General features: G+C 46.1%; 32 protein-coding genes. 14 read left to right on the plus strand and 18 right to left on the minus strand.

Translation table 11 applies throughout. The annotated features are described in order from the left end of the window. Positions 1-15: 15 nt before the first annotated feature. Positions 16-753, plus strand: a complete 738-nt coding sequence (locus tag TRNA_RS37785) for a protein-glutamine gamma-glutamyltransferase (RefSeq protein ID WP_009329469.1) — start codon at positions 16-18, stop codon at positions 751-753. On the opposite strand, the gene TRNA_RS37790 is transcribed toward TRNA_RS37785, so the two are convergent. The 3 genes from TRNA_RS37790 to TRNA_RS37800 are packed head-to-tail and all read right to left on the minus strand — an operon-like array spanning position 733 to position 3926. Next, positions 733-1788, minus strand: coding sequence for a nitronate monooxygenase (locus tag TRNA_RS37790; RefSeq protein ID WP_011198240.1), 1056 nt, complete (start codon positions 1786-1788; stop codon positions 733-735). The two genes, TRNA_RS37785 and TRNA_RS37790, sit on opposite strands and share 21 nt — an antisense overlap. A gap of 15 nt (positions 1789-1803) precedes the next feature. Beyond that, a complete protein-coding gene (locus TRNA_RS37795) occupies positions 1804-2205 on the minus strand; it encodes a secondary thiamine-phosphate synthase enzyme YjbQ (RefSeq protein ID WP_011198241.1) in 402 nt (133 codons plus the stop codon). 38 nt (positions 2206-2243) lie between these two features. Next, positions 2244-3926, minus strand: coding sequence for a glycoside hydrolase family 13 protein (locus TRNA_RS37800; RefSeq protein WP_011198242.1), 1683 nt, complete (start codon positions 3924-3926; stop codon positions 2244-2246). A 302-nt stretch (positions 3927-4228) separates the two neighbouring features. Between TRNA_RS37800 and TRNA_RS37805 the strand changes: the two genes are divergently transcribed. After that, entirely contained in the window at positions 4229-4819 is a 591-nt protein-coding gene (locus TRNA_RS37805) for a TetR/AcrR family transcriptional regulator (protein ID WP_011198243.1), read from the plus strand. Beyond that, positions 4816-5490, plus strand: coding sequence for a YqeB family protein (locus TRNA_RS37810; RefSeq protein WP_003184761.1), 675 nt, complete (start codon positions 4816-4818; stop codon positions 5488-5490). The genes TRNA_RS37805 and TRNA_RS37810 overlap by 4 nt, the downstream gene beginning before the upstream one ends. A gap of 82 nt (positions 5491-5572) precedes the next feature. Here TRNA_RS37810 and TRNA_RS37815 read toward each other — a convergent pair whose 3' ends face one another. The 4 genes from TRNA_RS37815 to TRNA_RS43735 form a co-directional block, all read right to left on the minus strand. Beyond that, positions 5573-6358: a GH12 family glycosyl hydrolase domain-containing protein gene (locus TRNA_RS37815; protein WP_009329478.1), complete on the minus strand. Its 786-nt coding sequence runs from the start codon at positions 6356-6358 to the stop codon at positions 5573-5575. Positions 6359-6538: 180 nt separating this feature from the next. Beyond that, positions 6539-7828 carry a hemolysin family protein gene (locus tag TRNA_RS37820; protein ID WP_003184764.1) on the minus strand — a complete coding sequence of 430 codons (1290 nt, stop codon included), beginning with the start codon at positions 7826-7828 and terminating at the stop codon, positions 6539-6541. Positions 7829-7878: 50 nt separating this feature from the next. Beyond that, a complete protein-coding gene (locus TRNA_RS37825; protein ID WP_025805900.1) occupies positions 7879-8553 on the minus strand; it encodes a zinc metallopeptidase in 675 nt (224 codons plus the stop codon). Positions 8554-8652: 99 nt separating this feature from the next. After that, a complete protein-coding gene (locus tag TRNA_RS43735) occupies positions 8653-8877 on the minus strand; it encodes a hypothetical protein (RefSeq protein WP_003184768.1) in 225 nt (74 codons plus the stop codon). Between the two features lie 182 nt (positions 8878-9059). Between TRNA_RS43735 and TRNA_RS37830 the strand changes: the two genes are divergently transcribed. Continuing rightward, on the plus strand, positions 9060-9314 hold the full coding sequence (locus TRNA_RS37830; protein ID WP_003184771.1) for a protein mistic: 255 nt from the start codon (positions 9060-9062) through the stop codon (positions 9312-9314). After that, positions 9311-10294: a potassium channel family protein gene (locus TRNA_RS37835; RefSeq protein WP_009329488.1), complete on the plus strand. Its 984-nt coding sequence runs from the start codon at positions 9311-9313 to the stop codon at positions 10292-10294. The genes TRNA_RS37830 and TRNA_RS37835 overlap by 4 nt, the downstream gene beginning before the upstream one ends. Here TRNA_RS37835 and TRNA_RS37840 read toward each other — a convergent pair. Both TRNA_RS37840 and TRNA_RS37845 read right to left on the minus strand, forming a co-directional pair. Then, a complete protein-coding gene (locus TRNA_RS37840) occupies positions 10291-10695 on the minus strand; it encodes a YugN-like family protein (RefSeq protein ID WP_003184777.1) in 405 nt (134 codons plus the stop codon). The genes TRNA_RS37835 and TRNA_RS37840 overlap by 4 nt on opposite strands. 38 nt (positions 10696-10733) lie before the next feature. Continuing rightward, a complete protein-coding gene (locus tag TRNA_RS37845) occupies positions 10734-11300 on the minus strand; it encodes a DUF421 domain-containing protein (protein ID WP_009329492.1) in 567 nt (188 codons plus the stop codon). A 117-nt stretch (positions 11301-11417) separates the two neighbouring features. On the opposite strand from TRNA_RS37845, the gene TRNA_RS37850 reads away from it, so the two are divergent. Next, complete coding sequence (locus TRNA_RS37850) at positions 11418-11894, plus strand: TspO/MBR family protein (RefSeq protein WP_003184782.1); 477 nt, start codon at positions 11418-11420, stop codon at positions 11892-11894. A gap of 68 nt (positions 11895-11962) precedes the next feature. After that, positions 11963-12472: a GNAT family N-acetyltransferase gene (locus TRNA_RS37855; protein WP_003184784.1), complete on the plus strand. Its 510-nt coding sequence runs from the start codon at positions 11963-11965 to the stop codon at positions 12470-12472. A 23-nt stretch (positions 12473-12495) separates the two neighbouring features. Here the strand turns inward: TRNA_RS37855 and TRNA_RS37860 are convergent, their stop codons facing one another. After that, positions 12496-13848: a glucose-6-phosphate isomerase gene (locus TRNA_RS37860; RefSeq protein WP_003184785.1), complete on the minus strand. Its 1353-nt coding sequence runs from the start codon at positions 13846-13848 to the stop codon at positions 12496-12498. A 289-nt stretch (positions 13849-14137) separates the two neighbouring features. Continuing rightward, positions 14138-15301, minus strand: coding sequence for an iron-containing alcohol dehydrogenase (locus TRNA_RS37865; RefSeq protein ID WP_009329494.1), 1164 nt, complete (start codon positions 15299-15301; stop codon positions 14138-14140). A 142-nt stretch (positions 15302-15443) separates the two neighbouring features. Here TRNA_RS37865 and TRNA_RS37870 point away from each other — a divergent pair, with 142 nt between their 5' ends. Next, positions 15444-15680 carry a DUF378 domain-containing protein gene (locus TRNA_RS37870; RefSeq protein WP_003184789.1) on the plus strand — a complete coding sequence of 79 codons (237 nt, stop codon included), beginning with the start codon at positions 15444-15446 and terminating at the stop codon, positions 15678-15680. 232 nt (positions 15681-15912) lie between these two features. On the opposite strand, the gene yugI is transcribed toward TRNA_RS37870, so the two are convergent. The 3 genes from yugI to TRNA_RS37885 all read right to left on the minus strand — a co-directional run bounded on the left by yugI (position 15913) and on the right by TRNA_RS37885 (position 18179). After that, complete coding sequence (gene yugI / locus TRNA_RS37875; RefSeq protein ID WP_009329495.1) at positions 15913-16302, minus strand: S1 domain-containing post-transcriptional regulator GSP13; 390 nt, start codon at positions 16300-16302, stop codon at positions 15913-15915. A 203-nt stretch (positions 16303-16505) separates the two neighbouring features. Further along, complete coding sequence (locus tag TRNA_RS37880; RefSeq protein WP_011198244.1) at positions 16506-17678, minus strand: aminotransferase; 1173 nt, start codon at positions 17676-17678, stop codon at positions 16506-16508. Beyond that, complete coding sequence (locus tag TRNA_RS37885) at positions 17679-18179, minus strand: Lrp/AsnC family transcriptional regulator (protein WP_003184796.1); 501 nt, start codon at positions 18177-18179, stop codon at positions 17679-17681. A 204-nt stretch (positions 18180-18383) separates the two neighbouring features. Between TRNA_RS37885 and TRNA_RS37890 the strand changes: the two genes are divergently transcribed. Continuing rightward, positions 18384-19205, plus strand: coding sequence for an alpha/beta fold hydrolase (locus TRNA_RS37890; RefSeq protein ID WP_009329497.1), 822 nt, complete (start codon positions 18384-18386; stop codon positions 19203-19205). A gap of 39 nt (positions 19206-19244) precedes the next feature. Here TRNA_RS37890 and TRNA_RS37895 read toward each other — a convergent pair whose 3' ends face one another. Both TRNA_RS37895 and TRNA_RS37900 read right to left on the minus strand, forming a co-directional pair. Continuing rightward, on the minus strand, positions 19245-19499 hold the full coding sequence (locus tag TRNA_RS37895) for a DUF1871 family protein (RefSeq protein ID WP_011201725.1): 255 nt from the start codon (positions 19497-19499) through the stop codon (positions 19245-19247). A gap of 79 nt (positions 19500-19578) precedes the next feature. Further along, positions 19579-20076 (minus strand): hypothetical protein, encoded by a 498-nt coding sequence (locus TRNA_RS37900; protein ID WP_011198245.1) that lies wholly within the window; start codon positions 20074-20076, stop codon positions 19579-19581. A gap of 106 nt (positions 20077-20182) precedes the next feature. Between TRNA_RS37900 and TRNA_RS37905 the strand changes: the two genes are divergently transcribed. Next, positions 20183-21346: a MalY/PatB family protein gene (locus TRNA_RS37905; protein ID WP_003184802.1), complete on the plus strand. Its 1164-nt coding sequence runs from the start codon at positions 20183-20185 to the stop codon at positions 21344-21346. Positions 21347-21372: 26 nt separating this feature from the next. Here the strand turns inward: TRNA_RS37905 and TRNA_RS37910 are convergent, their stop codons facing one another. Further along, positions 21373-21573 (minus strand): hypothetical protein, encoded by a 201-nt coding sequence (locus TRNA_RS37910; protein WP_003184804.1) that lies wholly within the window; start codon positions 21571-21573, stop codon positions 21373-21375. A 67-nt stretch (positions 21574-21640) separates the two neighbouring features. Here TRNA_RS37910 and TRNA_RS37915 point away from each other — a divergent pair, with 67 nt between their 5' ends. After that, a complete protein-coding gene (locus TRNA_RS37915; protein WP_003184806.1) occupies positions 21641-22030 on the plus strand; it encodes a kinase-associated lipoprotein B in 390 nt (129 codons plus the stop codon). A gap of 27 nt (positions 22031-22057) precedes the next feature. On the opposite strand, the gene kapD is transcribed toward TRNA_RS37915, so the two are convergent. After that, complete coding sequence (gene kapD, locus TRNA_RS37920; RefSeq protein WP_011198246.1) at positions 22058-22675, minus strand: 3'-5' exonuclease KapD; 618 nt, start codon at positions 22673-22675, stop codon at positions 22058-22060. A 218-nt stretch (positions 22676-22893) separates the two neighbouring features. On the opposite strand from kapD, the gene TRNA_RS37925 reads away from it, so the two are divergent. The 3 genes from TRNA_RS37925 (at position 22894) to TRNA_RS37935 (ending at position 26565) form a co-directional block, all read left to right on the plus strand. Beyond that, complete coding sequence (locus TRNA_RS37925) at positions 22894-24165, plus strand: MFS transporter (RefSeq protein WP_003184810.1); 1272 nt, start codon at positions 22894-22896, stop codon at positions 24163-24165. Between the two features lie 133 nt (positions 24166-24298). Continuing rightward, positions 24299-26134 (plus strand): transglycosylase domain-containing protein, encoded by a 1836-nt coding sequence (locus TRNA_RS37930; RefSeq protein WP_044051839.1) that lies wholly within the window; start codon positions 24299-24301, stop codon positions 26132-26134. 17 nt (positions 26135-26151) lie between these two features. Then, positions 26152-26565: a thiol-disulfide oxidoreductase DCC family protein gene (locus TRNA_RS37935; protein WP_025807471.1), complete on the plus strand. Its 414-nt coding sequence runs from the start codon at positions 26152-26154 to the stop codon at positions 26563-26565. Positions 26566-26586 lie beyond the last annotated feature (21 nt).

Here is a 26586-nt window from a genome sequence, read left to right on the forward strand (position 1 = left end):
AAAAGGGTGTATCCTATGATAAGTGTTTCGGGCTACCGGCTCCGTCCTGAGGATATCGAAAAACTGAATGTCAGTCAGACGCAGAGAGACATCGCAAACCGGATGCTGGCCATGCCGTCCGGATATAGATACGGTTCAATCTCAGAACTGTTATTTGAGCTGAGATTCAGAGAGCATACCGTCAAATCGGCCAGAGAGCTGATCAACAGCGGAGCGAAGTTTGCCACCTTTTCAAAGACATACGGGAATGAAGAGTTTTGGAGGGTGACGCCTGAGGGGGCTTTGGAGTTGAAGTACAGGGCACCGGCTTCAAAGGCGATTCGAAATATTTTTGAAAGCGGCCCTTCTTATGCTTTTGAGTGCGCGACTGCGATTGTCATCATTTTTTATATGGCGCTTCTCAAAACGATCGGCGACCAGACATTTGACCGGAATTATCAAAGGATCATTTTATACGATTGGCACTATGAGCGGCTGCCGATCTATACGGATAAAGGAAACGACTACCTTCCGGGAGACTGCCTGTATTTCAAGAACCCTGAATTCGATCCCTCAAGACCGCAGTGGCGCGGAGAAAATGCTATTTTACTTGAAAATAATCTCTATGCGGCACACGGCCTGGGGATCTTAAGCGGCGAAACAATCATTGAAAAACTGAACGGGCTGAGAAAGCCTCATGCACAGACGTCCGCCTATCTGCTTTCCCAAGTGACGCGGGTTGATATTCCGGCATTAATTCAAATGATCAGATAGCACATCGGCCGGCACAAGCTGATCCATCAGCTCCTTCACCGTCGTTTGCTCGACGGTGGCCCGCACGCTCTGTCCGGCCCACAATGACATGTTATCCGTATTCCCGTCAAGCTTCGCCTGTTTTCTCATCGGTTGCGTCAGCGTGTTTTGCAGAGGATAAGGCAGCGCTTCAGCTTCTTCCTGGCGTCTGTCTTCCATCCACTGATTGACGATGCCTCTTGCCGGCTTCCCCGAGAACAAACGGGTCAGGCTTGTGTCGGTTTCAACCGCTTCGAACAATTTTTGTTTGTAGGCAGGGTGTGTTCCGCTTTCTTCGCACGTCAAAAAAGCGGTACCGATTTGAACGCCCTGTGCGCCGAGGGCAAAAGCTGCAGCAACACCTCTTTTGTCAAAAATGCCGCCCGCTGCGATAACTGGAACCGACACATGATCTGCCGCTTGGGGAATTAAAGCCATCGAGCCGACAGCAGGCTCTCCCTTCGTTTTCAAGAAGGCTCCCCTGTGGCCGCCCGCTTCACTTCCTTGAACAATGATGACATCCATCCCCAGTTCTTCAAGCAGCACGGCTTCTTCAACTGAAACGGCGGTGCCCATTAAACAGCAATTTCGGTTTTTCAGTTCCTTGACGGCATCAGCCGGCGGAGGGCCAAACGTAAATGAAACGGCGCTGATTCCTTCTTTGAGAATGATTTCTATTTTCTCGTAAAAATCGTCCCAATCTTGTTTCTCATCTGTCACGGGTGAAGCCGACCGCGCCAAAGGTATCTTCTCTTGCCACCTTTCATATTCTTCCCGGGTGACGGTTTCCCGTTTTTCCGGAATGAAGAGGTTGACTTGAAATCCGGCTGATGTCAGCTTTTTCGTTTCCAGAATCTGTTGTTGAAGCACTTCCGGCGTCAAATAGCCGGATGCAAGGCTGCCTAAGCCGCCGCAGTCTGATACGGCGGCGGCGAGCCTTGGTGTTGTCGGCCCGCCCGCCATCGGCGCCTGGACCACAGGCTTTGACAAAGAGAGGCGTTCCATGAACTGATTCATTTTTATTTCCTCCTTTTAATCGGCTAAAATTTTAAAATAGCACGTCCGGTGCCTCGGGCCGTCGAACTCGCAGAAATATATGCCCTGCCAAGTCCCGAGGACAAGCCTGCCCCCTTCAATAATCATATGCTGCGATGCCCCGACCGTGCTCGCTTTCAAATGCGCCGCTGTATTCCCTTCCATATGGCGGTCAAGCTCATGTTCCCACGGATACACTTCATCGAATCTTCTCAGCATATCGCGTTTGACATCGGGGTCGGCATTTTCATTGATCGTTATACCCGCCGTCGTATGCGGACAGTAGACGATAACAGCGCCGCTGGAAACATCGTTTTCTGAGATGAATCTTTGGACGTCATTTGTGATATCAAGCATTTCATCGCGCCGGTTTGTTTGAATCTGTATTTTTTTCAACATACGAATCCGCTCCTTTCTTGGCACCCTTTCTCAATTCGTTACAAATCGCCGATTTCCTGTCTGATCAAATAAACGCGCGCCTCATAGGGTCTCATCATGAAAGATGTGAGGTGCTTGTGCGCGTTGATATCCAAGTTTGACAGCAGCAGTCCGTTCGAACATAACGGATATGCGGGATGATGGTAAAACGCCTGGCGTGCGCTGAGGTTCACGATCACGATGGCGGTTTCTTCTTCAAGCTTTCGCAAGTATGCAAAAATCTGCCGATCCTCAGCCAGAAGCAGTTTATATGATCCGTCGATGAAGACGTCATACCGTTTTCTGATTGCGATTAACCGTTTATAAAAATGATAGACCGACCGGGGGTCATGCTGCTGATGAACGACATTGATCAGCTTGTAATTTTCGTTCATGCGCAGCCACGGTTCCCCTTTGGTAAAGCCGGCATTTGGCCGATCAGTCCATTGCATAGGCGTGCGCGCGTGATCCCTGCTCTTTTTCCATACCGCCTTCATGATGTCTTCGTGTGAGCGGCCCTTTTCTTTTTGAATCCGGTAATAATTTTTAATCGAGACGTCATCATAATCGTCTATATCTAAGAAAATCGCGTTTGTCATTCCGATTTCCTGCCCTTGATAAATAAACGGGGTGCCTTTCATCAAAAAATACATTGCAGCTAAGGCCTTCGCGCTGACTGTTCTGTATTTCCCGTCATCTCCCCAAACTGAAACGGCCCGGGGCTGATCATGATTTTCGATAAAAAGCGCGTTCCAGCCTTTTCCTTCAAGAGCAGATTGCCAGTTTGACAAAATCCGCTTGAGTTCGGGGATATCGGGTTCTCCGCCTTCAATATCCCAAAGCCCGAGGTGTTCAAATTGAAAAATCATGCTGAATATACCGTTTGGTTCTCCAACCCAGTCCTCCGCTTCTTCAGCGCTGACACCGTTTGCTTCGCCGACTGTCATGATATGTGGATACCCGGCGAACGTATTCTCTTTTACATCCTGCAATAACGCCATAATCCCTTCGACATTCATATGATAAGCAAATGAAGGCACGAAAGGGCGCCCTTCCGGATTCGGCAGATCCGGCAGCCCTTCTTTTTTCTTAATGTGCGAAATCGCGTCAACCCTGAATCCGTCGATTCCTTTTTGAAGCCACCAGTTGATCATGTCATAAAGAGCGCTTCGCATATCACTGTTTTCCCAATTCAGATCAGGCTGCTTTTCGTGAAAAAGGTGCAGATAATATTGCTCTGTTTTTTCGTCATAAGTCCAGGCTGAGCCGCCGAATATGCTTTCCCAGTTGTTCGGTTCGCTTCCGTCCTTTCCGTCATGCCAAATATACCAGTCCCGTTTCCCGGAATTCCGCTCTGCTCTTGATTCGATAAACCAAGGATGTTCATCGCTCGTATGATTGATGACAAGATCGATGATCAGTTTCATTCCGAGCTGATGCGCTTCAGTTAATAGTTCGTCAAAGTCGTCCATCGTGCCAAATTCCGGCATGATGCTTTGATAATCCCTGATGTCGTAGCCGTTATCTGCATTGGGAGAATCAAAGACCGGACAAATCCAAATGGCATCTGCCCCGAGCTCCCTGATATACGGAAGCTTCTCTCTGATCCCGTTGATATCTCCGACGCCATCCCCGTTCGAATCCATAAAACTGCGCGGATACACTTGATAAACGACTGCCTCTTTCCACCATGCCCTTGCCATTCAAACACCCCTTGTTGTGAAGACATTATGATATATGAATAAAATATTTTTAGACTCCGAACATAAACATCCTATAAACTTTGATATACCAACGATTATACGTTTCTCAATACTAAATATGCTTTGCGGACTATAAATCCTTTGAAGACAGCAAGGGTGACGGCAAGAGTAGGTGAAAGAAGCTTTAATCCTTTTGAAACGGAGCATCTGTTAATACAGAATATGTAAAGCATAAATTACAGTTGCTTTTTTACCTATCGGTAAGTAAAATAAATATATAGATTATGCTAAGGATGATTTCAATGAAAAAGAAAATGAACACCCAAGATGCGATTGTTGAAGCAGCATTTACTCTTATTGCCCGACACGGCCTAAAAGGCACGAGCCTTTCAATGATTGCATCGGAAGTCGGCATTTCTAAACCGGCTATTTACTATTATTTCCCTTCTAAAGAAGAGCTTATCGATTATCTATTTCACATCGTATTTGATGATCACAATTTCTCTGAATATTTTTCAATCAATAAGTACACGAAGGAGAACTTTAAAAAACGATTAATAACAGACGGCGTACGCTATTTTGAAGAGTATAAACATAACTCTCCTGCTTTAAAAGTGGTACACGAGTTTGTTTTAAGTGCAGCACAAAAACCAAGATATGAGAAAAAGCTTAAATCTATCATGGAACAATTCTTAGAAGGTTTTGAAGCATTGCTTTCCTACGGTGTCGAACTCGGTGTCATCTCTTCTAAAAACACCAAAGTGAATGCACACTCCCTTGCCCTGATCATTGATAATTTGGGTAACTTTATGATTTTAGGAATTGAGATGGATTATAAAAAAGTATGGGAAACAGCAGTCAGTAATGTAATGAAAGGCAGTGAAAGATTTTGAATCAGGAAACGATTATTGGATTGTCTAAAATAGAGAAAACCTTATATTGGATCATTCCACCGGTTTTAGGAGCTGTTCTTGGATGGTTTTTGCCTGTTATAGCCGATTGGGTATTGACCATTCCAATCGTTCCTTTTAAAGGGCCTTTGGAATTTATCACATCACTAAACAGTTTCTGGGTTTCAATTATCGCTGCATTTATCGGAATCGTTGCCGGCCTATTTTTTTCACAATATATTTTCACTGAAATTCTTCAAGTGTTCATTTCTGATCAAAACGTGAAGCTGTTGTTTAAAGAGAAAGAAGAAGTGATTGAGAAAAAAGACATTTCTGCAATTTATCTTGAGAAGAAGGATCTTGTTGTTCTTGGTCATAAGGGCACTGAATTGTACCGTGAACAACTTGAATCAAAGAGAGCGCTAGCAGAAAGTGCTTTTAAACATCACGGCTATAAATGGGCAGACGAAGATCCCTTTAAGAATGAGTATCAACGCTGGGTTGCGGATCACCCCGATTTTCCCTCGCATATCAATACGCTACTTTTAGCCAGAGAACGAGCTTTACTGGATAATAAACATGAAGAGGCAAAAATTCTGCGCAAAGACCTGGCAAAGCTTGGAGTGGTTATTCAGGATGAAGATAAACGGCAATACGTAAGGATGGTATCGTAATATTTCAGTTGCGAACGCCTAAAAAAGAACATTTGGAATAAATTAAACACCGCTCTTTTTGCGAAAGAGCGGTGCAAATCCATCAGCGGACCGTTACGTCCCAATTGGAAATATTAATTTGTCCTGTGCCTCCGAAAACTTCAGTACCGAATTCCACACTGCTGACATACTTTGTTTTGGAAAGCCACTGTTTGGAGTCGGCAAGATAATTCGTGAAATCCCGAATATTCAGGTTCGCACTTTGGGTGTTTGCTGTTCTGATAAATGAAAACACGTTCCACCCTTTGCCGCCTCCAGCATCAATATAGCCTTTATATACTTTCCAACTGTGCCCGCCAATCGATACAGTTTCGACATAGGAACCGGCAGGTCCGGCGTTTGTGTTATTGAGCCAGATCATAATCTCATCGGTTGGAGCCGAATCCCAGCTCGCCTTGTTTGTATTGTGGAGCCAAATGTCATATGCGGCATTGTATGTGCCGTTTGCGCTGATCGAATAGCTGACTTTCGTGTTGATGTTTTTTTGATCTGACAATCGCGTCGGGAAGCCGCTTCCGGCAGTATAGCCTTCAGTCCAATGCCAGCCGCTGACGATCGACGGATAAGCTTTTACCGTGCTTGTATTGCTCGGCCAATTCCACACCCAGCCCATATCTGAATCACTATTATGATAAATGGTCTGCCACCAGCCGCTGACCTGGTCGGCTCCCCATACATTGTTGAATATGTAGTATTTTTTGTTTTTAAAATACAATTTATCCGACGGGTTTGATGACGAAGCGGCAAATGCTGAGAGCGGCCCTGCCAGCACTATGATGCATACGGCACCCCATAGCAGAATGGATTTTAGCAAATGGTTGTTTTTCACGTATTAAAAACCTCCTCATATTTATACATCATATTATAAAAAAGAACGACAAGGTGCACATTCGTAAAAAGTCATGATTTTCCATAGATATATCCTCTTATCTTTGAATAAATATCCATTTTATTGAAATAAGGAACGGCCATCGAACTAAAAAACAGCCGCGGCCAACCGCAGCTGTTTTTAAAAATCCGTTTTTTTCACTTCGATGAAACGGATATGATGATCTTCAGCATCAAGAATTTTAAATTCGCACCCCTCAGTTTTAAGGATGTCCCCGTTTTTCAGCTCCATCTTTTGCGTCAAAAGCCAGCCGGCGATCGTATCGACTTCTTCGTTTTCTATCGCGATATGAAGGAGGTCATTCACTTCGTCGATTAAAGCTTTTCCGTCCATAATATAATGATGTTCGCCTTTTTTTATAATGTGCGGCATTTCGTCCTGATCAAACTCATCCCTGATTTCTCCGACGATTTCCTCTAATATGTCTTCTACCGTAACCAGCCCTGCCGTTCCGCCGTACTCATCAACAAGAATGGCCATATGGATCCGTTCCTTCTGCATGCGAATCAAGAGCTCCTGGATCGGTATGTTCTCAATCACCCTGATGACAGGCCTCATTAAGTCAGTTAAAGGAATCGTCTCGTCGAGAAAATACGATTTAAACAAGTCCTTGCTGTTGACAATTCCGATAATATGGTCTTTATCGTCCTTAATAACCGGATATCTCGTGTAGCGTTCATTAATGACGGTTTCAATCGCTTCTTTTATGGATTGATCGGCCATAAGCGTCGCCATCTCCGTTCTCGGCACCATGATTTCCCGGGCCAGCCTGTTGTCAAATTCAAAAATTTTGTTGACGTATTTATACTCAGACTGATTGATTTCCCCTTTTTTATAGCTTTCAGACAGCATAAGCCGCAGCTCTTCCTCACTGATCGCCACTTCATGCTCTTTAACAGAATGGAACCCGAACAGCTTCGTTAACAGCCGGGCCGAGCCATTCAACAGTTTGATAAACGGAAACATGATTTTATAAAACAAAATGAGCGGCTTCGCCGTCCATAAGCTGACGGCTTCCGCTTTTTGAATCGCAATTGTTTTTGGCGCAAGCTCGCCGACCACAACGTGCAAAAATGTAATGATGATAAATGCGGCAACAACCGAAGCCACTCTTAAAACGGACTCAGGCAGGCCAAATAACTCAAAAAGCGGGTGAATGATCTGTTCGAATGTCGATTCTCCGAGCCAGCCGAGCCCTAATGCGGTGATGGTAATGCCGAGCTGGCAGGCAGACAAATATTCATCAAGATTTGTCACCACTCTTTTGGCCGCAATCGCCCGCTTATCCCCGCTTTCAACGAGCTGATCGATTTTTGTGCCGCGGATTTTGACGATCGCAAATTCGGCGACAACGAAAAAAGCCGTAGCTGCAATTAAAAGTATGACGAGTATGAGATTCAGGATATTCAAAAAAAGCCCTTACCAAATATGGTAAGGGGCCACCTCCTTAAAACGAATGGTTAGTCATTACGACCGGACAGGAAAATTGCGACGAAGCGCAGCAGCTCAAACAGCGAAACAAGCGCTGCTGCGACGTATGTCAGAGCCGCGGCATCCAGCACCTTGCTGACGCCTCTTTCCTCCGTGTTGCGGATCATTCCTTCTGAAACGATGATCCTTTTTGCCCGGGAGCTTGCGTTAAATTCAACAGGCAATGTCACAAGCTGGAAGAATACGGCCGCAGAAAACAATATGATGCCGAGTCCGATCAGATTCAGGCTTCCGAGCAGCATTCCGCCGATAAACAAAAACGGCGCCACTCCCGAAGAAAAGTTCACGACCGGAAACATCTTATGCCTCAAAACAAGTGCGCCGTATGACTCCTGGTGCTGCAGGGCATGTCCGCATTCATGGGAAGCAACGGAAACCGCTGCGATTGAACGGCCGTAGTATACGGGTTCGGACAGGCGCACAACGCGTGCTGTCGGGTCATAATGGTCTGTCAAGGTTCCTCTTACCGGTTCAACCGGGACATCGTAAAGGCCGTTTCGGTCGAGAATCTGTCTGGCCACTTCGGCTCCAGTTCTCCCGCTTGACGCCTCTACTTTTGAATATTTTTCAAAGTTGCTCTTTACTTTAAATTGTGCCCAAATCGATAAACCTAATGCAGCAAATGTTAACAAGTAAAAAATCATGCTCATGCAATCATCTTCCCTCTTGTGATAAGTTGTTTAAAAATTGTAATTGTAAATATATTTTAGCCCGAGGGATTTCCTTTTGTACAGAAAAGTGCACTATTTGTTTCTTCGCGGCAAACAAACCCCGATAAAGATCAGCACCATTCCTGAAATCATGAAGTATAAAGGCGGCCTAGTGAACAGCTCCTTGAAAAATTCCCTCCAGAACACCTCATCAGAGGAATGATACACGGCGTTTAAATCAAAAATGAATTGAATGGACGACGCCGCCATCAACTGGACTCCGATCAGTATGAAAAAGAGCCTCATTAAACAGGACATTCCGCTCCCATCCCTCATTCGTTTATAAAAAGTGTATGGAAGGACGGGAACCGATATGACGCCGGAGCGAAAATCTTCAGCTCTACCGGTTATTGTCGGTTAACGAAGGTTTATTATTACCTGAAAAATTTTTGCAAAAGAGGGATATACTGATTAAAAAGGCGAACTCGGGTGGTGACACGGTGAAAGTAACGGATCAGGAAAAAGAACAGTTAAGCACGGCGATCGATAAAATGAATGAAGGGCTTGATGCGTTCATTCTTCTCTATAACGAATCGGAAAAGGACGAGCAGCTGATCGAATTTGAAGAAGAAACGGCAGAGATGATCAGACAAGCGATTGAACAGCACGGGAAAGTTAGCACCAATCAAAAGTTAAATGCGATCATCAAAGAAATTTTATCATTTTCCCTGCGGAAAGACGGTGAAGAAGCATGAAATCAAACCGTGTATTCATCGCATGGCTGAGGTGGCCTATATATGTCCGCATCGCAATCATTATCCTTTTATTGATCCTCCTTTTCGGTCAGCTGATCACCTTCGTCGAGCCGCAGCAGTTTTCAAATGTTTTTGAAGGCATATGGTGGGCCCTGATCACCGTGTCCTCAGTCGGATACGGCGATTTTGTCCCTAAAACAGCGCTCGGCAAAATCGTCGGCATGCTCCTGATTTTAATAGGGGCAGCGTTTGTCACGGCCTATTTTGCAACGATGGCGACGGCCGCTTTCAGCAAGCAGCAGCGCTACGCCGAAGGCAAGGTGAACTACAGAGGCAAGGGGCATATGATCCTGATCGGCTGGAACGAGAAATCCAACAAGCTGATGAGGACGCTCCAGGCCGCCGATTCAAACAAAACGATCGTCCTCATTGATGAAACGCTAAAGGAAGGTCCCCTGATGGAAAACATTCATTTCATCAGAGGACACGCAGCGGATGATGCCACACTGCAAAAAGCGAATATCGAAGAGGCTGAAATCGTCTTTATAACCGCCGATCAGCATAAAAGCGAAATATCTGCAGACATGCAGTCGGTCTTAACATTGCTGGCCGTTAAAGGCTTGAACCCGTCGGTGTATTGCGTTGTAGAAATCTTGACGGAAAAGCAGAAAAAAAATGCCGAGCGCGCCGGAGCCAACCAAATCATCAGTACGGCGGACCTTTTAAAAACGGCGATGCTGCAGCATTTTCTCATTAAAGACCAGCTTCCTGATCCGCTTTTTACGGAAGCGGATATTCATTTCAAAGTCCATCGGGTTCCGCTTCCGAAGACGATGGAGGGCGCGTCTTTTCAAGAAGTGATCCGCCATTTTATGAAGGAAGACATTTTCATCATCGGTGTCCACCAAAAAGACGGGCCTGTGCTGTCTCCTTCTTTTTCGTACAAGCTACAGCCGACGGACCAGCTGCTGTCCCTTTAAGAAAGAAGCGCCTCTTCGAGTTCTTTTACATACGATTGGCCAAGCTTTTCATAGACGCCGGGAATATCGGCGTCTTTTTCTTTCGGTTCGGCAAACTGGTCAAAAGATGCGCGGAAATTCCCCTGAACGACGTAGTCATCCAGCGCTTCCTGATAGACATGGCGAAGCAAAAACGGCGTGCCGAGCTTGACCGTCGCATTTTGCGAATCAAGCTGTCCGTCCTCCGCCTCAAACGGAATCCGCAAAAACAGGTATCCGTCCTCATCATCAATCTTATAGTCAAAAAAGCCGCGGTCATATTCCCAGCCGCCGCTGATCACATAGCCGAGAGGCTTCAGCGTCTGTTCGAGGTGATAAAGAGAAAACGACCGGTTTTCCAGTTCAGAAGGTAAGCTTATCATGAAAAAAACTCCTTTTTTCGTTTTTATATGCCAGGACTTTAGCGCAATTGCTTATCAGGTTCGTTCAGATGGCCTTCGGTGATTTCTTTAAACAGGTTGTCCTCCGGCTGCTGCAGGTTGTTTTGCATGCGCAGGAATTTTTTATACTCTCCCATAGTGAAAGGCTTGGCATCATCCGATAACTCGTAGCCGATCTGGCCGTTTGATTCGAGCGTTACGTTTTTCACATCCGCTAACTTTGAAATCCCCTGTGTCCGGAGCCTCATTTCCAGCTGGTCGACGGTCAGGCGGTGCTTTTTTAAATTCTGCTCCTGGAGCTCCCCGTTTTCGATCAATACAACGGCTTTCCCCGCAATCAGGCTTTCAAAAAAATCAAATTTCATTTTCAAGTACTCGATCAACAGAAGGACGATGATAAAGATCGATGCAGCTGCCACCGTTTTAAAAATGCTGTCTTCTATAATCGGCTGAACGATGATCGTTCCGATGGATATCATGACGACGGTGGTGGCAATTGTCATCTGCGAAATTGATTTTCTTCCCGAAATTCTCAGCAGAACAATGCCCGTTAAGATGAGAAACAATGTTTCCAATACAAATGCCATGGTGTCACTCCAACCGTTTTATTTTTTTAGTATGGTTCAGAAGCTTGCGCGGTATGAGTATATTTGAACAAATAGGGAAAGACAATGTTATAAGGTTATTTTTGGGAGGAACCTCTATTGAAGAAAGGAAAAATAGTAACGGCTGTGATAGTGTTTCTCGTTATATATGCACTGTTTTCACTCGCAGGAATTTTATTTCCCGTAGACCGGGAATGGTATGAGTCATTAAACAAGCCGGATTGGACGCCGTCAGGCCGTTTGATCGGAACCGTCTGGAGCGTGCTGTTCGCCTTCATTTCATTAGCAGCGGCGCTCGTGTATGCTGCATATGACATGAGAAAAGCAGCTGCGCCATTTTGGATCATGCTGATCATCAACTATGTGTTTAACCAGGCATTCAGCTATTTTCAATTTACGCAAAAAAACTTACTTGCTGCCGCAGTCGACTCCTTTTTCGTAGCCATTACCGCTCTTTCGCTCACCTTTATCACACGGCGAATTCACAAAACGGCGGCCATTCTCTTTATCCCTTATGTGCTGTGGAGTTTTTTCGCGGCTTATCTCGCGTTTACGATTTACGGGATGAATCATTAGCCTAGAGAGCCCCGACGGCTGTAGCTGTGTTAAAATAGGGTGAACAGCAGCCTTACAGGGGGATCGGAATGAACCACTTTCTGCAAACTAAACGCATCGGCTTTTCTTTATGGAAGAAAGAGAATTTGAATTTGGCAAAGACATTGTGGGGAAATCGAGATGTGACCAATTATCTAACAGCAGACGGAATCATGACCGAAGGCGAAATAAGAAACCGTTTGCTGCTGGAAATCGAACAATATAAAACACACGGGGTTCTTAAAACAAGCAACAATGAATTCGTCGGATGCTGCGGCCTTCGCCCCTATGACCCGGAAAATGATGTGTACGAGCTTGGTTTTCATCTCGTCCGTTCAGCTTGGGGTAAAGGTTATGCATCTGAAGCGGCTGAAGCCATGATTGAGTACGCATTTAACAAAATCCGGGCAAAAAAGCTGTTTGCGGGACATCATCCTGAAAATACAGCTTCACGAAAACGATTGGAGAAATTAGGATTCGTCTACATACATGACGAATTTTATCCGTCCACCGGACTTCAGCATCCGTCATACGAATTAAAACAGCCTCCGGGACAATAAGTCCGGAGGCTGTGTTTTTTCAATTATTGATTCAAACGCTTCTCAAGCTCTGCTTTTTTCTCTTCGAAGCCAGGCTTGCCGAGAAGGGCGAACATGTTGACTTTGTATGCTTCCACTCCAGGCTGGTCAAACGGGTTGACGCCGAGCAAGTATCCGCTCATTGCGCAGGCTTTTTCAAAGAAGTACACGAGATAGCCGAACGTGTAAGCGTTCATTTCAGGTACGTTCACGATCAGGTTCGGCACGTTACCGTCCGTGTGCGCGAGCATTGTGCCTTGGAACGCTTTTTTATTAACGAAGTCGACTGTTTTGCCGGCAAGGTAGTTCAAGCCGTCAAGATCATTGTCCGCTTCTTCGATTGTCAGCTCGTGTCTTGGCTTTTCAACGTTCAGCACCGTTTCGAACATATCTCTTCTTCCTTCTTGTACGTATTGTCCAAGAGAGTGAAGATCAGTAGAGAAGTTGGCTGAAGAAGGGTAAATGCCTTTTTCGTCTTTTCCTTCACTTTCACCAAAGAGCTGCTTCCACCATTCTGCGAAGTACTGAAGGCCCGGCTCGTAGTTGATCAGCATTTCAATTGTTTTGCCTTTGTTATAAAGGACGTTTCTGACGACCGCATATTGATAAGCCGGATTGTCTTCAAGCTCTGATGTGGAGAAGTCTTTGCTCGCATCGCGGGCGCCCTTCATCATTTCATCGATATCGGCTCCGCTGACTGCGATCGGAAGCAAGCCGACCGCTGTGAGCACAGAGAAGCGGCCCCCGACATCGTCAGGAATGATGAATGATTCAAAACCTTCCTCATTAGCAAGCGTTTTTAATGCGCCCCGCTCTTTATCTGTCGTTGCATAAATGCGGCGTTTCGCTTCTTCTTTTCCATACTTTTCTTCAAGAAGCTTGCGGAAGATCCGGAAAGCAATCGCCGGTTCTGTCGTTGTGCCTGATTTAGAAATCACGTTGATTGAAAAATCAGCGTCTTCAAGAAGATCCATCACGTCTCTCATGTAAGAAGAGCTGATGTTGTTGCCGATGAAAATCACTTGCGGCGTTTTCCGCTTTTCTTTCGGCAGCACATTGTAAAATGAATGATTCAGCATTTCGATCGCTGCTCTTGCGCCGAGGTATGAACCGCCGATTCCGACAACCAGCAAAACATCGGAATCGTTTTGAATTTTTTCAGCGCATTTTTTAATGCGGGCGAATTCTTCTTTATCATAGTCAGTCGGAAGATCCACCCAGCCTAAAAAGTCGCTGCCCGCACCTGTTTTTTCGTGAATGGTATGGTGGGCGACTTTAACGAAGTCACGCAGATATGTAAGCTCCTGTTCTTTAAAGAATGGCAATGCTCTTGAGTAGTCAAAACGGACATGCGTCATATTATTAAACCTCCAGTACTAGCTGTTTTCTTTCAAATACCCGCCAGCGCTTTCATTTGCATGAGAGTGCGGGCCAAAGGGTTTTAAAACATGTCGATTTTCGGCGACAGCCTCTTCCCTTTTCACTTTATATGAACTCCTTCGTTAAATCAAGTGACGAAAAAAAGGAGGATGGAGGATGCCCGCCAAAAATGCATGTTTTTTCAGCCTCCACTTGCATTTTTGTCAAAAACATAACAATAAACAACGGCTCAAGGAATGGCGGTTCTCCTTGAGCCGTCAAGAAATCTTATAAAGAAGCCTTCAAAATAGACAGAACATCGTCTTTATTCAGCGTTTTAAAGCGGCCGAATTCGCCGTTTGCCATCGCTTTGTCGGCAATGAGATCAAGCTTCTCATCTGTAATGTCATAATCGGCAAGACGATTTGGCGCGCCAAGGCTGGTCCAGAATTCAGACAGTTTCTCGATTCCAACAAGCGCCACTTCGCGATCGGTTTTTCCTGTTTCATCTACGTCAAAAACACGGACGGCAAGCTGTTTAAAGCGGCCGACGTTCTCGGAAAGCGTGTGCTTCATCCAATTCGGGAACAGAATCGCAAGCCCTCCCGCATGCGGAATATCGTATACGGCTGAAACAGCGTGCTCGATATTGTGCGTTGCCCAGTCTCCGCGTGCGCCCATTGATAGCATGCCGTTCAGCGCAATGGTGCCTGTATACAGAATCGTTTCACGCAGCTCATAGTTTTCTAGGTCTTCAATGAGCTTAGGAGCTGTTTCAATTACCGTTTTAAGCAGGGATTCGCACATCCGGTCCTGATAAGGGGTATTTTCGGTATGGTGAAAATATTGCTCAAACACGTGGGACATCATGTCGACAATGCCGTAAATCGTGTGGTCTTTCGGGACGGTAAACGTGTTGACCGGATCAAGAATTGAAAATTTAGGGAATACGAGCGGGCTTCCCCAGCCGTATTTTTCATTGGTTTCCCAATTTGTGATCACAGATCCCGAGTTCATTTCAGAGCCTGTTGCTGCTAACGTTAAAACTGTTCCAAACGGCAGCGCATCAGCCGGAATATGTTTTTTCGTCACAATATCCCACGCATCGCCGTCGTATTTCGCTCCGGCAGCAATTGCTTTCGTACAATCAATGACGCTTCCGCCGCCGACTGCCAAAAGAAAGTCAATATCGTTCTCTTTGCAGATCGCAACTCCTTTATTCACAGTGGCAACACGCGGATTCGGTTCGACGCCGGGCAGTTCATGGACGGTCGCGCCCGCCTTTTCAAGGATTGAAATGACTTGATCGTATAAACCGTTTCGCTTAATGCTGCCTCCGCCGTATACGAGCAGGACATTGCGGCCGTATTGTTTCACCTCTTCTGCCAGCTTTTCAACTTCTCCCCGGCCGAATATCAGCTTTGTGGGATTCCAATATGTAAAGTTATCCATCTACATCTCCTCCTTTATTTACTATTATGGGAAATCGCCGAACGCTCTGTAAAGCGATCTGCTCCTCAGGCGTATAATGTTTCCAAATCGGTCGCAATCTATAAATGTGAAATATATGATTTCAAAATAGGAGGAATAACAAATGAATGCACTTCAACGTATTGCATTGGTTTTAACGATCATCGGAGCAATCAATTGGGGACTGATAGGATTTTTTCAATTTGACTTGGTTGCAGCCATTTTTGGCGGCCAAGGGTCTGCTTTAGCACGGACCGTTTACGCGCTTGTCGGAATCGCAGGTCTGATCAACCTCGGACTTTTATTTAAACCTGCTGAAGAGACCGCCGGCGAAGACGCCAAACAGCCGGAAATGCGTTAAAAAAACTCCGGCTTTTGCCGGAGTTTAAGATTGTTGACAAAATCCCAAAACGGCTTTTGTTTTGGGATTTTGTCATCCTTTCAGCGTGATTGAAAACCCTTGCAGTCTAGGAAGGCCGAGCATCGGAGCGGAGCGAATGTTGGAATTCGTGAGCACCGACGCGCAGGCCTGACAACGAATGCGAGGGTTTGTCGACACGCTGAAACTCCGGCTTTTGCCGGAGTTTTTTCATTTACTTCTTAATAAGATCTTTTCTGTTGGACTGCTCGATCCACTCTTCAAGTTTGTCTTTCAAAGTGTTGAATCCTTGTGGAGCAGCTGTATCTTCGGCTTGAACAGCCTTTTGTCTTCTAGGCTTGCTTTCTTTTCGTTCAGGAGCTGCCTGTGTAGCGCGGATAGAAAGGCTGATTTTGCCTTTTTCCTCATCTACGGAAAGAACCTTCACTTGCACCTCATCACCGACCGCCAAATGTTCATTGATATCTTTAACGAAACCGTGTGTTACTTCAGAAATATGCACGAGTCCCTGTGTTTCTTCATCTAATGCAACAAACGCTCCGTACGCCTGTAATCCAGTCACTTTACCAGTGTAAACACTGCCTACTTCAAACTTTGCTGTCATAACTAACAACTCCTAAATCTTATGAATTTAATCTCTTTTTATACGCAATAAAAAATTATATCATACAAGTCTTTATTAAGCAAAAAAACTTTTTTTAGCATTGTATGTTTAAAACCGAGTTGAAAGGGGAATACTAAAGAACAACTAAGGCTTTCTAGTATTCCCCCCTTATGTTGATGCGGACCTTTCAGGTGCGCATTTTTTTATTTTACTGCACCGACCTTCTCCACAAAGCGCTTCATTCTGACGAGTGCTTCCTGAAGCTGTTCAAGCGAGGAAGCATAGGAACATCTGATATAGCCCTCGCCGCTCGGACCGAAAACATTGCCCGGGACGACGGCGACTTTTTCGCTGATGAGCAGCTCCTCTGCAAACTGCTCTGAGCTCATGCCCGTTTTTTTAACGGATGGAAACGCGTAAAAAGCGCCCCCCGGCTGATGGCAGTCAAGCCCGATTTCGTTCAGTGAATCCACAAACACGTTTCTTCGGCGGCGGTAGCTTTTTTTCATCTTTTCAACGTCTTCGAGGCCGTTTTTAAGGGCTTCCTCCGCCGCAAATTGAGCCATGCTTGGCGCGCACATCATCGAGTACTGGTGAATTTTCAGCATAGGGTCCCTTAAATATGCAGGAGCTGCGACATATCCGAGGCGCCAGCCTGTCATGGCAAACCCTTTAGAAAAACCCGATATCAATATCGTCCGCTTTTTCATTCCGGCGATTTCCGCAAAGCTTGTATACGCTTCATCGTATGTCAGCTCGGCGTAAATTTCATCCGCTATTACAATCAGGTCGTGTTTTTCGGCAAAAGCCGCGATCTCTTCCAGTTCTTTTTTTGAATAAACAGAGCCTGTCGGATTAGACGGGGTGCAAAGAATGATGGCCTTCGTACGCTCAGTCAGAACGGCTTCAAAATCTGCAGCGCTCGCTTTAAATCCGCGCTCTGCGTTCGTATGAATGTGGACCGCTTTTCCCCCCGCCAAAGAGACAAGCGCTTCATAAGCGACAAAACAAGGCTCAGGAATCAGCACTTCTTCTCCGGGATCAAGGATCGCCCTGACCGCAATATCAAGCGCCTGGCTTGCTCCGACTGTAACAATCAGCTCGTCATCAGGAGCATAATCCAGATGAAAACGTTTATTCAGATAAGCGCTGATCTCTTTCCGCAGAGAAAGAAGACCCGCGTTTGCCGTATAAGACGTGTAGCCCTGCTCAAGGGAAAGGATGCTCGCTTCCCTTACATTCCACGCCGTCACAAAATCTGGCTCTCCGACTCCCAATGAAATCACGCCCTCCATTGTGGACGCAAGATCAAAAAATTTGCGGATGCCTGACGGTTTGATCTGCTGGGCTGCTTTTGAAATATAAGTTGTCCTCATTTAAGGAGACACCACGATTCTTTTGTCATCATCACCGGAGTCAAAAACTTTACCGTCATGCTTGTATTTCTTTAAAATAAAGTGGGTGGTTGTCGACACGACCGATTCAAGCGTCGATAATTTTTCGGACACGAAATGCGAAATATCCGACATCGTTCTGCCGCGGATGACAACAGACAGGTCATATACGCCTGACATCAAGTAAACGGATTCAACTTCCTGAAAACGATAAATCCGCTCGGCCACTTCGTCAAATCCGACGCCGCGCTTCGGCGTTACTTTCACATCGATCATCGCTGTCACGCCTTCATGGCCGTCGACTTTTCGCCAGTCGATCATTGCAGAATAATCGATGATGACCTTTTCTTTTTCAAGCTTTTCAATAATCGCTTTTGTTTCTTCCTGTGAAATGTTCGCCATTTTAGCAATCGTTTCAGGTTCGAGGCGGCTGTTTTCCTCTAATATTTCCAATATTTCTGTTTCTTTTTCTGTTAGCTTCATCTCGTTATCACACCTTTTATATGTCAAGAAATCTTCTGAATATTATAGCACGTTTTTATACGAATGTAAGGCGGTAAAAAAAGCGAAATCGCAGCGTGAAAAAATTTTTTTCGGGAACGATAAATAACATACTCAGGACTTAGGCGACAACATGCAGCCAGATTGTTTGAACATGAAAGAAAAACATTCGGAGTGATTTGGATCATGCTGTTAACAAAACCTTCTATCGAGACCATTCAAGGGGTCAATATATATTATGAACATTACGAGAATCCAGGCAAGACATCGCTCGTTTTAATACACGGTTTTCTTTCTTCCTCGTTTTGCTACAGAAAAATCATTCCTCTTCTGAAGGATGAGTTTAATTTAGTCGCCGTTGACCTGCCTCCCTTCGGCCAATCAGAAAAATCCAGCACCTTTGTGTATACCTATCAAAACATGGCCAGGGTGGTCATCGAACTGATCGAAAGGCTGAAGATTAAAGACGCCGTGCTTGTCGGTCATTCGATGGGCGGCCAGATTTCACTTTATGCGATAAAGGAAAGGCCTGAACTGTTCAAAAAAGTCGTCCTGCTGTGCAGCTCAGGCTATTTAAAGCGTTCGCCCCGCTCGCTTATTTTCGGGAGCCATATTCCTTATTTTTATTTGTACATCAAGCGCTGGCTGTCAAAACAGGGCGTCCTGAAAAACCTCATGAATGTTGTCTACGACAGCTCCCTGATCGATCAGGAAATGATCAACGGCTACCTGAAACCGTTTCTCGATGATCAAATTTTCAGGGCGCTCGCACGTCTTATCAGACACCGGGAAGGCGATTTATCACCGGATGATTTGAAGAAAATCGAGACGCCTTCCCTCTTGATCTGGGGCGAAGAGGACCGCGTCGTCCCGGTACAGATCGGAAAAAGGCTTCATCAGGATCTGCCCAATTCCATTTTCTACTCCCTGCAAGAAACCGGACACCTCGTCCCTGAAGAAAATCCGGATTATGTATCAGACAAGATTGCCAATTTCATTTTGACATGAACATAAAAAAACCGCCGGTTGGCGGTTTTTAAATTCTGTTCAGCACGAACTGCTGTCTTTGATCACAAGGAGCCGTTCAGCCAGCCGTTTGCATTCCGACAGAGGCAGCGTCTGATCAAACGATACTTCAAAAACGGTCTGGATCGCTTCGCCCAGCCGCTCTGCATCGTCTTCCGTATAGACGGCCTGAACGATTTCGGCCGCTTCCGTTTCATAAAAATCGGGTCCGGCTTGAAACGGATCCCATTCCTTTATGATGTGTATGATTTGTGCTGCTGCCTGACTTTCTTTCATCATGATCACCGCTTCATATTAATGTTTCAAAGGCTATTGTATCACAACATGCCGGCTTGTCGATAAGGAAAGCCGCAGGCTAACGGCCGGCTTTTCCCCGCTTCTCCCTCCAGGCGATCAGCAGCAGCCCGATGCCGTTGACGAGAATCAATCCAAAGACGGTATTTCCGAGGGGCGCCCAGCCGTTTTCCCCCGTCAGCATCACTGACAGCACGACCTTTCCGATCAGCGTCACATTCAATACCGCAAGCCCCCACCCTAAGGAGCGCTTCCAAAATGCCGTGCCAATCAACACGAGAAAACCCATCATGAAAGCGAGCGTGACCACGGCTGAAAGCGGGTTGGACAAAAGCATTAGCTCGTAATCCAAAACGGCCTGCATCTCCGGATTGATCCGCTCGGGGACGGGAAACCAAACCATGCTGCTCGTCATCAGCAAAAAAGTAATGATGACACCTTTCCAAGACCGCCTATAACAAAAGTACGCGAGCGCCACCAGAAAGAGCGGGCGTATATACCAGCTCATTGGGTTGAGATGACGCTGAAAAGCCCACTCAAGGATGCTGCTCCATTCCACCAGCTGCCACTCCCTTTATTTTATAAAAGCTTTCATGGTTAAAACATTGCAATCTATCCTTTTCACAGTTAATGTATAACATATGAAAAAGACATGAGGTGAGATCATGGATTTTAATACAGAGCATAACAGACGCGGGACCCAGTCTGTAAAGTGGGACTTAACACAGGAATTATTCGGCGTAAATGACGCGCTTCCAATGTGGGTGGCTGATATGGATTTTCGTGCCCCTCAGCCTGTTATTGACGCCCTTCAGCAGCGCCTGGAGCACGGGGTTTTCGGCTATACATCTGCAAACGCGGGCACGAAGGAAGCTGTCACCGATTGGCTCAGCCGCCGGCACGGATGGAATACTGAACCGGCGTTTATCACCTTCAGCCCGGGCATTGTAACAGCGCTCGCCCAAGCGGTTCAGGCGTACACAGAGCCTGGCGAGCGGGTGGTCGTACAGCCGCCTGTATATACGCCGTTCTTTGATATAGTTGAAAAAAACGGGCGGGTTGTTTTACATAATCCATTAATCGAAAAAGACGGCCGCTATGAAATGGATTTTTCCGACCTTGAAAAAAAGCTTGTGGAACCGGATGTCAAGCTGTTCATTCTTTGCAATCCGCATAACCCTTCCGGCCGTTCATGGTCGAAAGAGGAACTGACAACGCTTGGCGAACTCTGCCTTAAACACGGTGTCACAGTTGTTTCCGACGAAATCCACTCGGACCTGATGCTGAACGGACTGAACCATACGCCGTTCGCCTCTTTATCTCCGGAATTCGCGGATATATCCATCACATGCATTGCACCGAGCAAAACGTTTAACTTGGCCGGGTTGCAGGCCTCAGCCATCATCATACCCGACAAAGCGAAGAGAACCGCCTTTGCAAAGGTCATGCAGCGTCAGGGACTGCATTCTTTAAATACATTTGCGATTGCAGCCATCGAGGCGGCCTATTCAAAAGGCGAACCATGGCTCGATCAGCTTATCCCATACATTGAACGAAATATGGAAGAAGTCCGCCGCTTTTTGGCAGAGGAGCTGCCCGAGGTCCGCATGATGGAGCCTGACGCCTCTTACTTGGCATGGCTTGACTGCCGAAAGCTCGGATTGTCGGATCAGGACATCAAACGGCTTCTCCTTCATAAAGGAAAGCTGATTCTTGAGCCGGGACCGAAGTACGGACCGGGCGGAGAAGGATTCGTCAGAATGAATGTCGGATGTTCGCTCTCTGTTGTAAAAGACGGACTCCGACGTCTGAAGACCGCTTTTTCGTAAGCGTTCCGGCTGAAAGCCGGGCGCTTCTAAGAGCGTTTATGGATGGTTTCATTCAATTCTCTTTCCAGCTTTTCCGCTTTTTCAGCTTCTTTTTTGGAATGCTTGATAATCAGCCGGAATACAGCGATCGCGATGATAAAGAAAACGGCCAGCGTAATAAAAGAAGGGATATATTCTCTTTTGTCTTCAGGAAAATAGAGCATAAACTGAATCAGAAACGGCGCCATTTTTCTTCCTCCCTGAAATGATTTTTTTACCATTTATTTATTATGATACCATTAGGAGGCAGATGCAGTGAACAACCAATTTCAAGTCGGAGATCGCGTAAAGGGCTTTTATAAAACAGGCGTCTACATCGGCGAAATTACGGATGTTAAACCGATGCACTACCTGGTCAAAATCCTCGCCGTGCTGACCCATCCGAAGCAGGGCGACCTTCATCATCCCAATCGGGCAGACGTCCCTTTTTTTCATGAACGAAAAGCGCTCGCTTACGGTGAACAGACGAATATCCCGCACCGCATGGTGAAGCCGTTCGATGAAGCTGTACCGGATTATGCGGATTCGCTCCGCTCAGCTTTGAGCCGCTTAAAAACGGATCTGCAAAACGATTCGTCCGAATACGCGGCAAAATCGCTTGAGCTTATTCATGGGCTTGAAAAAGAATATTTCCTGCACAAATAACCCAATCTGTTTGTCAGATTGGGTTTTTTATGTGGCGTGCGGAAAGACTTTTGAGAGGTCAACCCGTTCGCCGATCGTCGTCGGCTTCGGATTTTCCAAATACTTCTTATCCCGTTCTACGAGCCGAAACAACTTATACGTTGTCATCGCGTCGTCAAGCGCTTTATGCTGTTTTCCCGTTCCTGAATCGCCGTACTCTTCCGCTGCCTTCCACAAATTCGTCAATGTTTTGTCGCCGAAAAATTCCTTGTACTCCATGGAAAGGTCCCTCATCTCTCCTTTAAACGGAAACGGAACATGGTTGAACATGCAATTTTGCTTCAGCACTTTCATATCCATGTTTCCCCATGTAATGATGACGCTGTTTCGGTCAGGATCAAGCTCCCGCAGCTTTTCAATCAGCGCGTTAAACGTGATGCCTTGGTCAACCTGTTCCTGCGTGATGCTGAGAAAATTTTTGCAGCGCCTCGTTAATTTAGGGAACTTCTTCGGCTTAATATAGCTTGAAAACGTCTCAACCACCTCATCATGAACCGTCTTTACAATCCCTGCTTCTATGATTTCCGGGAAAAAATTTTGCGGGTGATACTTTCCCTCAGGCATTGTAAATTCAAAATCAATAATCAGTAAGGTGCTCGCTTCCAACTTTCACACCTGCCTTTCTATCTCAATATAAAAAACTTATGGTGGTAACGCAGCGGATTGAAATTATCCAAGCCTATAGTCTTCTGAATGTTTTCCAAAGTACGCTCATATTTCTCTTATTATATCATTATATTTCTATATTTAAGGTTTTATTTTCTGAAAATGTTGAAAATTCCTTCAAATGCCCATTTTTCGTCATTCTATAGAGCATCAATTCCATGCAGCTTTCGCATTTCATTTATAATGAAAGGGAATTCAAATTTTTTAAGAAGGTGATTCGCATCTCTGTTTATAAGAAAAACCTTGTGATCATGTGGTTTGCGAATTTTTTCGTGGCCGCAAGCTCCACAATGGTTCTGCCGTTTCTTTCCCTCTATATTGAGACGCTTGGCAGCTATTCGGACGGATTTACGGCAAAATGGAGCGGATACGTTTTCGGCGTCACATTTTTGATGGCCTTTTTAGTTTCTCCTTTTTGGGGAAGGTTCGGCGATAAACACGGCTATAAAAAAATCCTCTTGATCACGGGTACCGGAATCGGCACTTCCATTCTTCTCATGTCCCTTGTCTCGTCCGTATACGAGCTGTTTTTTTTGAGAATGGCGATGGGGCTCGTCACCGGGTTCATTCCCACTTCCCTTGCCATGATTTCGGCTCAGACGCCGAAAAAAACGGCTGGCAAAGTGCTCGGCACGCTGCAGATGGGCACGGTCTCGGGAGGATTATTCGGCCCCTTGCTCGGCGGTCTGCTCGCCGATCGCGTCGGTTTTACATATACGTTTTTCATTACGTCATTTGCGATTTACAGCGCGGTTTTCCTCGTGTTTGCCGGAGTGCGCGAACGGCCCCTGAAGCAGAAGCGCGATGCTTCCGCCGGGTACACGAGAAAGCAGGTTCTGCAGACGATTCTGCATCAGCGTCCGCTGATCACGGCGATGATCCTCACCGCTGTGATTCAAGTGGGAAACTTCAGTGTTCAGCCGCTGCTCGCTTTATACGTCAGCGAACTGCACGGAACTCAGAATCTCGCATTTTTTTCAGGGCTGGCTTTTTCTGCAACCGGCCTTGGAAGCCTGCTCGCTGCGAGAAAATGGGGCGCTTTGGGCGACCGGTTCGGCCACGGAAAAATATTGATGATTCTCGCGCTGGCTGCCGCGGTTTGCGTTATCCCGCAAGGACTTACATCTCAGTATGAAACGCTTGTGTTCTTCCGCTTTCTGTTCGGAATCGCACTTGGCGGGATGATTCCCTGCATCACCGCTTTAATCCGGGTTGAATCACCGGGGCCTATACAAGGAGAAGTGCTTGGCTATAATGTAAGTTTCAGATTTTTAGGCAATGTCATCGGCCCGGTGCTCGGCGGCATCCTTTCCAGCTTTTTCGGTATTTCTTCCGCCTTTTACGCAACTGCAGTCCTCTTTTTCGGCGGAGCATGCCTTCTGATGTTCCAAAGGTCCCAGCAAAAAAAATCAGAGGCGAAAGCAAGCTGAAATCGGATAAAAAAACTGCCAATCTATCAAATTATCCTTCTCGATATCCAAAAAGAATGGTACGATATGGCTAGAATTTAGCGAAAAGAGAGTGACAAAGTTGCGTTCATTTTTTGGATGGATTTTTCTGTTGATGTTAATACCTATATTTGTCTTTACCTTAATGGCCTCCGGCCGGGAAGCTCAGAATATGAAGCCTCTCGATCAGGTGCTCGATGAGAAGATCAATATAAAGGATATCGGCCTTGTACAAAACAGCTACATGTATGACAGGGACGGCGCTCTGATTTCCGAAATCGTTTCAGATCACCAAAACCGGGTATTCGTCCCCTATAAAGATATCCCTGAACATGTGAAGCAGCTGTTTCTGACTTCGGAGGACCGTCATTTCTTTCAGCATAAAGGCTTTGATTTTATCGGGATGGCCCGGGCCGCCGCAGCCAATGTCAAAAAAGGCGGCATTGATCAGGGGGCCAGCACGATTACACAGCAGCTTTCGAGAAACTTGTATTTGAACCATGAACGAACCTTCGACCGCAAGTTCACTGAGCTCCTGTATTCCTACCAGCTGGAAAAAAAGCTTTCAAAAGAAGAAATTTTTGAGAAATACTTAAACACCATCTATTTTAATCACGGGGTCTACGGAATTGGATCCGCGTCTTCTTTCTATTTCAGCAAGCCTTTGAAATCTCTCAGCCTTGCCGAAACGGCGTTTATTTGCGCGATCCCTAATAACCCTACATTATATGATCCTTTGAAACATTTTGACTACACAAAAACCCGCCAAAAGCGGCTGCTTGAAGGGCTGAAAAAAGCGGGCGTGATCACCGAAAAAGAATACAGCAAAGCCGTTAAGCAAAAAATTACGCTTAACGTGAAAGAAAAGAAAGACGACTATCCCGACTATACGACCTATGTCAACGAGGAATTCACCAAATTGGTGTCCGCTACGGAAGGGTTTGACGAACGGCTGAAAAAGGCAAAAACAAAAGAAGAAAAGAAAAAAATCGAAAAAGAGCTGTCAAACCGAATCAGCTCCCTCACGACAAGCGGAATCAAAATTTATACGGCGCTCGATACCAGCATGCAAAACCGTGTCGTCCAGCAAGTGAAGAACCGCCTCCCTTATGAAGGCGTACAAGGCGGAGCAGTGGTGATCAACCACCAAACCCATCAAATCGTCGCCATGTCCGGCGGGAAAAACTATAAAAAGTACGATTATAACCTGGCATTCCAAGCATACAGGCAGCCGGGGTCATCAATTAAGCCGCTCCTTGACTACGGGCCGTACATTGAAGAAACGGGTGCGACGGCAGGCAGCATGATTGACGCAAGCAAATTTTGCAGCAAGGAATACTGTCCGAACAACTTCAACGAAAGAACATACGGAACCGTGTCGATCAAGACAGCCTTTAAATATTCGTATAATACACCAGCCGTACGTATGCTGAACCGGGTCGGCGTGCAAAAAGGATTCAGCTATTTAAAACCGTTCGGATTCGATAAAATCGTTCAAAACGACTACCGTCTTCCTGCTGCGCTGGGCGGATTTACATGGGGCTTCTCACCGCTGGAGATGGCTGATGCCTATACGACCTTCGGCAATAACGGAAGCTACACATCCAGCCATGCAATCACAAAGGTGACGGATTTAAAAGGAAAAACGCTATACAAATGGAAAGACAAGCCGCAGCAAGTATTCAGCATGCGGACAAACAGCCAAATGCGCGAACTCTTAGCAGCGGTTGTTAAAGAAGGAACCGGAAAAAAAGCGAATTTCAGCGGCGGATATGTAGGAGGAAAAACCGGAACATCCAACGGGTACAGAGACCTTTGGTTTGTCGGATTGACGGATACATACACAATGAGTGTATGGGTCGGAAAAGAGGCAAAAGGCACTGTCGAGTACCTGCATCACGCGGGACCTCAACTTTTAATCTGGAGAGGAACGCTGCAATACGCATCTTAAATTAAAAAAAGGGGTGGATGAAAGTGGCGGATATGCCCGATCGAATCGTTCTGTTTGACGGCGTGTGCAACTTTTGCGACGGAGCCGTGCAATTCATTATCAAACATGATCCTGAAGGCTTATTTTCATTCGCTTCCCTGCAATCTGACGCCGGAGGGAATCTGCTCAAGCAATATCACCTCCCTTCCGATCATTTTAACAGCTTTATTTTGATCGAAAACGGCCGGGTATATCAAAAGTCAACGGCCGCCTTGCACGTGGTGAAAAGCCTCCCGGGCCTTTGGCGGGCCGCTTCCGCCCTCTTGATCATTCCCCGGCCGCTTCGGGACGCCGTCTACAGTGTCATTGCGAAAAACCGCTACAAATGGTTCGGGCAAAAAAGCGAGTGCACCGTTCCCGGTCCTGAGATCAGAAAACGATTTTTATCATAAAAAAACCGGAGCCGCCGGACA

Source organism: Bacillus licheniformis DSM 13 = ATCC 14580, assembly GCF_000011645.1.
GTDB classification, from domain to species: Bacteria; Bacillota; Bacilli; order Bacillales; family Bacillaceae; genus Bacillus; species Bacillus licheniformis.

Excerpts from the sequence above, each read along its gene's own strand:
- TRNA_RS37785 (WP_009329469.1), top strand. The coding sequence starts at position 16 with ATGATAAGTGTTTCGGGCTACCGGCTCCGTCCTGAGGATATCGAAAAA.
- TRNA_RS37790 (WP_011198240.1), bottom strand. The coding sequence starts at position 1,788 with ATGAATCAGTTCATGGAACGCCTCTCTTTGTCAAAGCCTGTGGTCCAG.
- TRNA_RS37795 (WP_011198241.1), bottom strand. The coding sequence starts at position 2,205 with ATGTTGAAAAAAATACAGATTCAAACAAACCGGCGCGATGAAATGCTT.
- TRNA_RS37800 (WP_011198242.1), bottom strand. The coding sequence starts at position 3,926 with ATGGCAAGGGCATGGTGGAAAGAGGCAGTCGTTTATCAAGTGTATCCG.
- TRNA_RS37805 (WP_011198243.1), top strand. The coding sequence starts at position 4,229 with ATGAAAAAGAAAATGAACACCCAAGATGCGATTGTTGAAGCAGCATTT.
- TRNA_RS37825 (WP_025805900.1), bottom strand. The coding sequence starts at position 8,553 with ATGATTTTTTACTTGTTAACATTTGCTGCATTAGGTTTATCGATTTGG.
- TRNA_RS43735 (WP_003184768.1), bottom strand. The coding sequence starts at position 8,877 with ATGTCCTGTTTAATGAGGCTCTTTTTCATACTGATCGGAGTCCAGTTG.
- TRNA_RS37835 (WP_009329488.1), top strand. The coding sequence starts at position 9,311 with ATGAAATCAAACCGTGTATTCATCGCATGGCTGAGGTGGCCTATATAT.
- TRNA_RS37840 (WP_003184777.1), bottom strand. The coding sequence starts at position 10,695 with ATGATAAGCTTACCTTCTGAACTGGAAAACCGGTCGTTTTCTCTTTAT.
- TRNA_RS37845 (WP_009329492.1), bottom strand. The coding sequence starts at position 11,300 with ATGGCATTTGTATTGGAAACATTGTTTCTCATCTTAACGGGCATTGTT.
- TRNA_RS37855 (WP_003184784.1), top strand. The coding sequence starts at position 11,963 with ATGAACCACTTTCTGCAAACTAAACGCATCGGCTTTTCTTTATGGAAG.
- TRNA_RS37860 (WP_003184785.1), bottom strand. The coding sequence starts at position 13,848 with ATGACGCATGTCCGTTTTGACTACTCAAGAGCATTGCCATTCTTTAAA.
- TRNA_RS37865 (WP_009329494.1), bottom strand. The coding sequence starts at position 15,301 with ATGGATAACTTTACATATTGGAATCCCACAAAGCTGATATTCGGCCGG.
- TRNA_RS37870 (WP_003184789.1), top strand. The coding sequence starts at position 15,444 with ATGAATGCACTTCAACGTATTGCATTGGTTTTAACGATCATCGGAGCA.
- yugI (WP_009329495.1), bottom strand. The coding sequence starts at position 16,302 with ATGACAGCAAAGTTTGAAGTAGGCAGTGTTTACACTGGTAAAGTGACT.
- TRNA_RS37880 (WP_011198244.1), bottom strand. The coding sequence starts at position 17,678 with ATGAGGACAACTTATATTTCAAAAGCAGCCCAGCAGATCAAACCGTCA.
- TRNA_RS37885 (WP_003184796.1), bottom strand. The coding sequence starts at position 18,179 with ATGAAGCTAACAGAAAAAGAAACAGAAATATTGGAAATATTAGAGGAA.
- TRNA_RS37890 (WP_009329497.1), top strand. The coding sequence starts at position 18,384 with ATGCTGTTAACAAAACCTTCTATCGAGACCATTCAAGGGGTCAATATA.
- TRNA_RS37895 (WP_011201725.1), bottom strand. The coding sequence starts at position 19,499 with ATGAAAGAAAGTCAGGCAGCAGCACAAATCATACACATCATAAAGGAA.
- TRNA_RS37905 (WP_003184802.1), top strand. The coding sequence starts at position 20,183 with ATGGATTTTAATACAGAGCATAACAGACGCGGGACCCAGTCTGTAAAG.
- TRNA_RS37910 (WP_003184804.1), bottom strand. The coding sequence starts at position 21,573 with ATGGCGCCGTTTCTGATTCAGTTTATGCTCTATTTTCCTGAAGACAAA.
- TRNA_RS37925 (WP_003184810.1), top strand. The coding sequence starts at position 22,894 with ATGCAGCTTTCGCATTTCATTTATAATGAAAGGGAATTCAAATTTTTT.
- TRNA_RS37930 (WP_044051839.1), top strand. The coding sequence starts at position 24,299 with ATGTTAATACCTATATTTGTCTTTACCTTAATGGCCTCCGGCCGGGAA.
- TRNA_RS37935 (WP_025807471.1), top strand. The coding sequence starts at position 26,152 with ATGAAAGTGGCGGATATGCCCGATCGAATCGTTCTGTTTGACGGCGTG.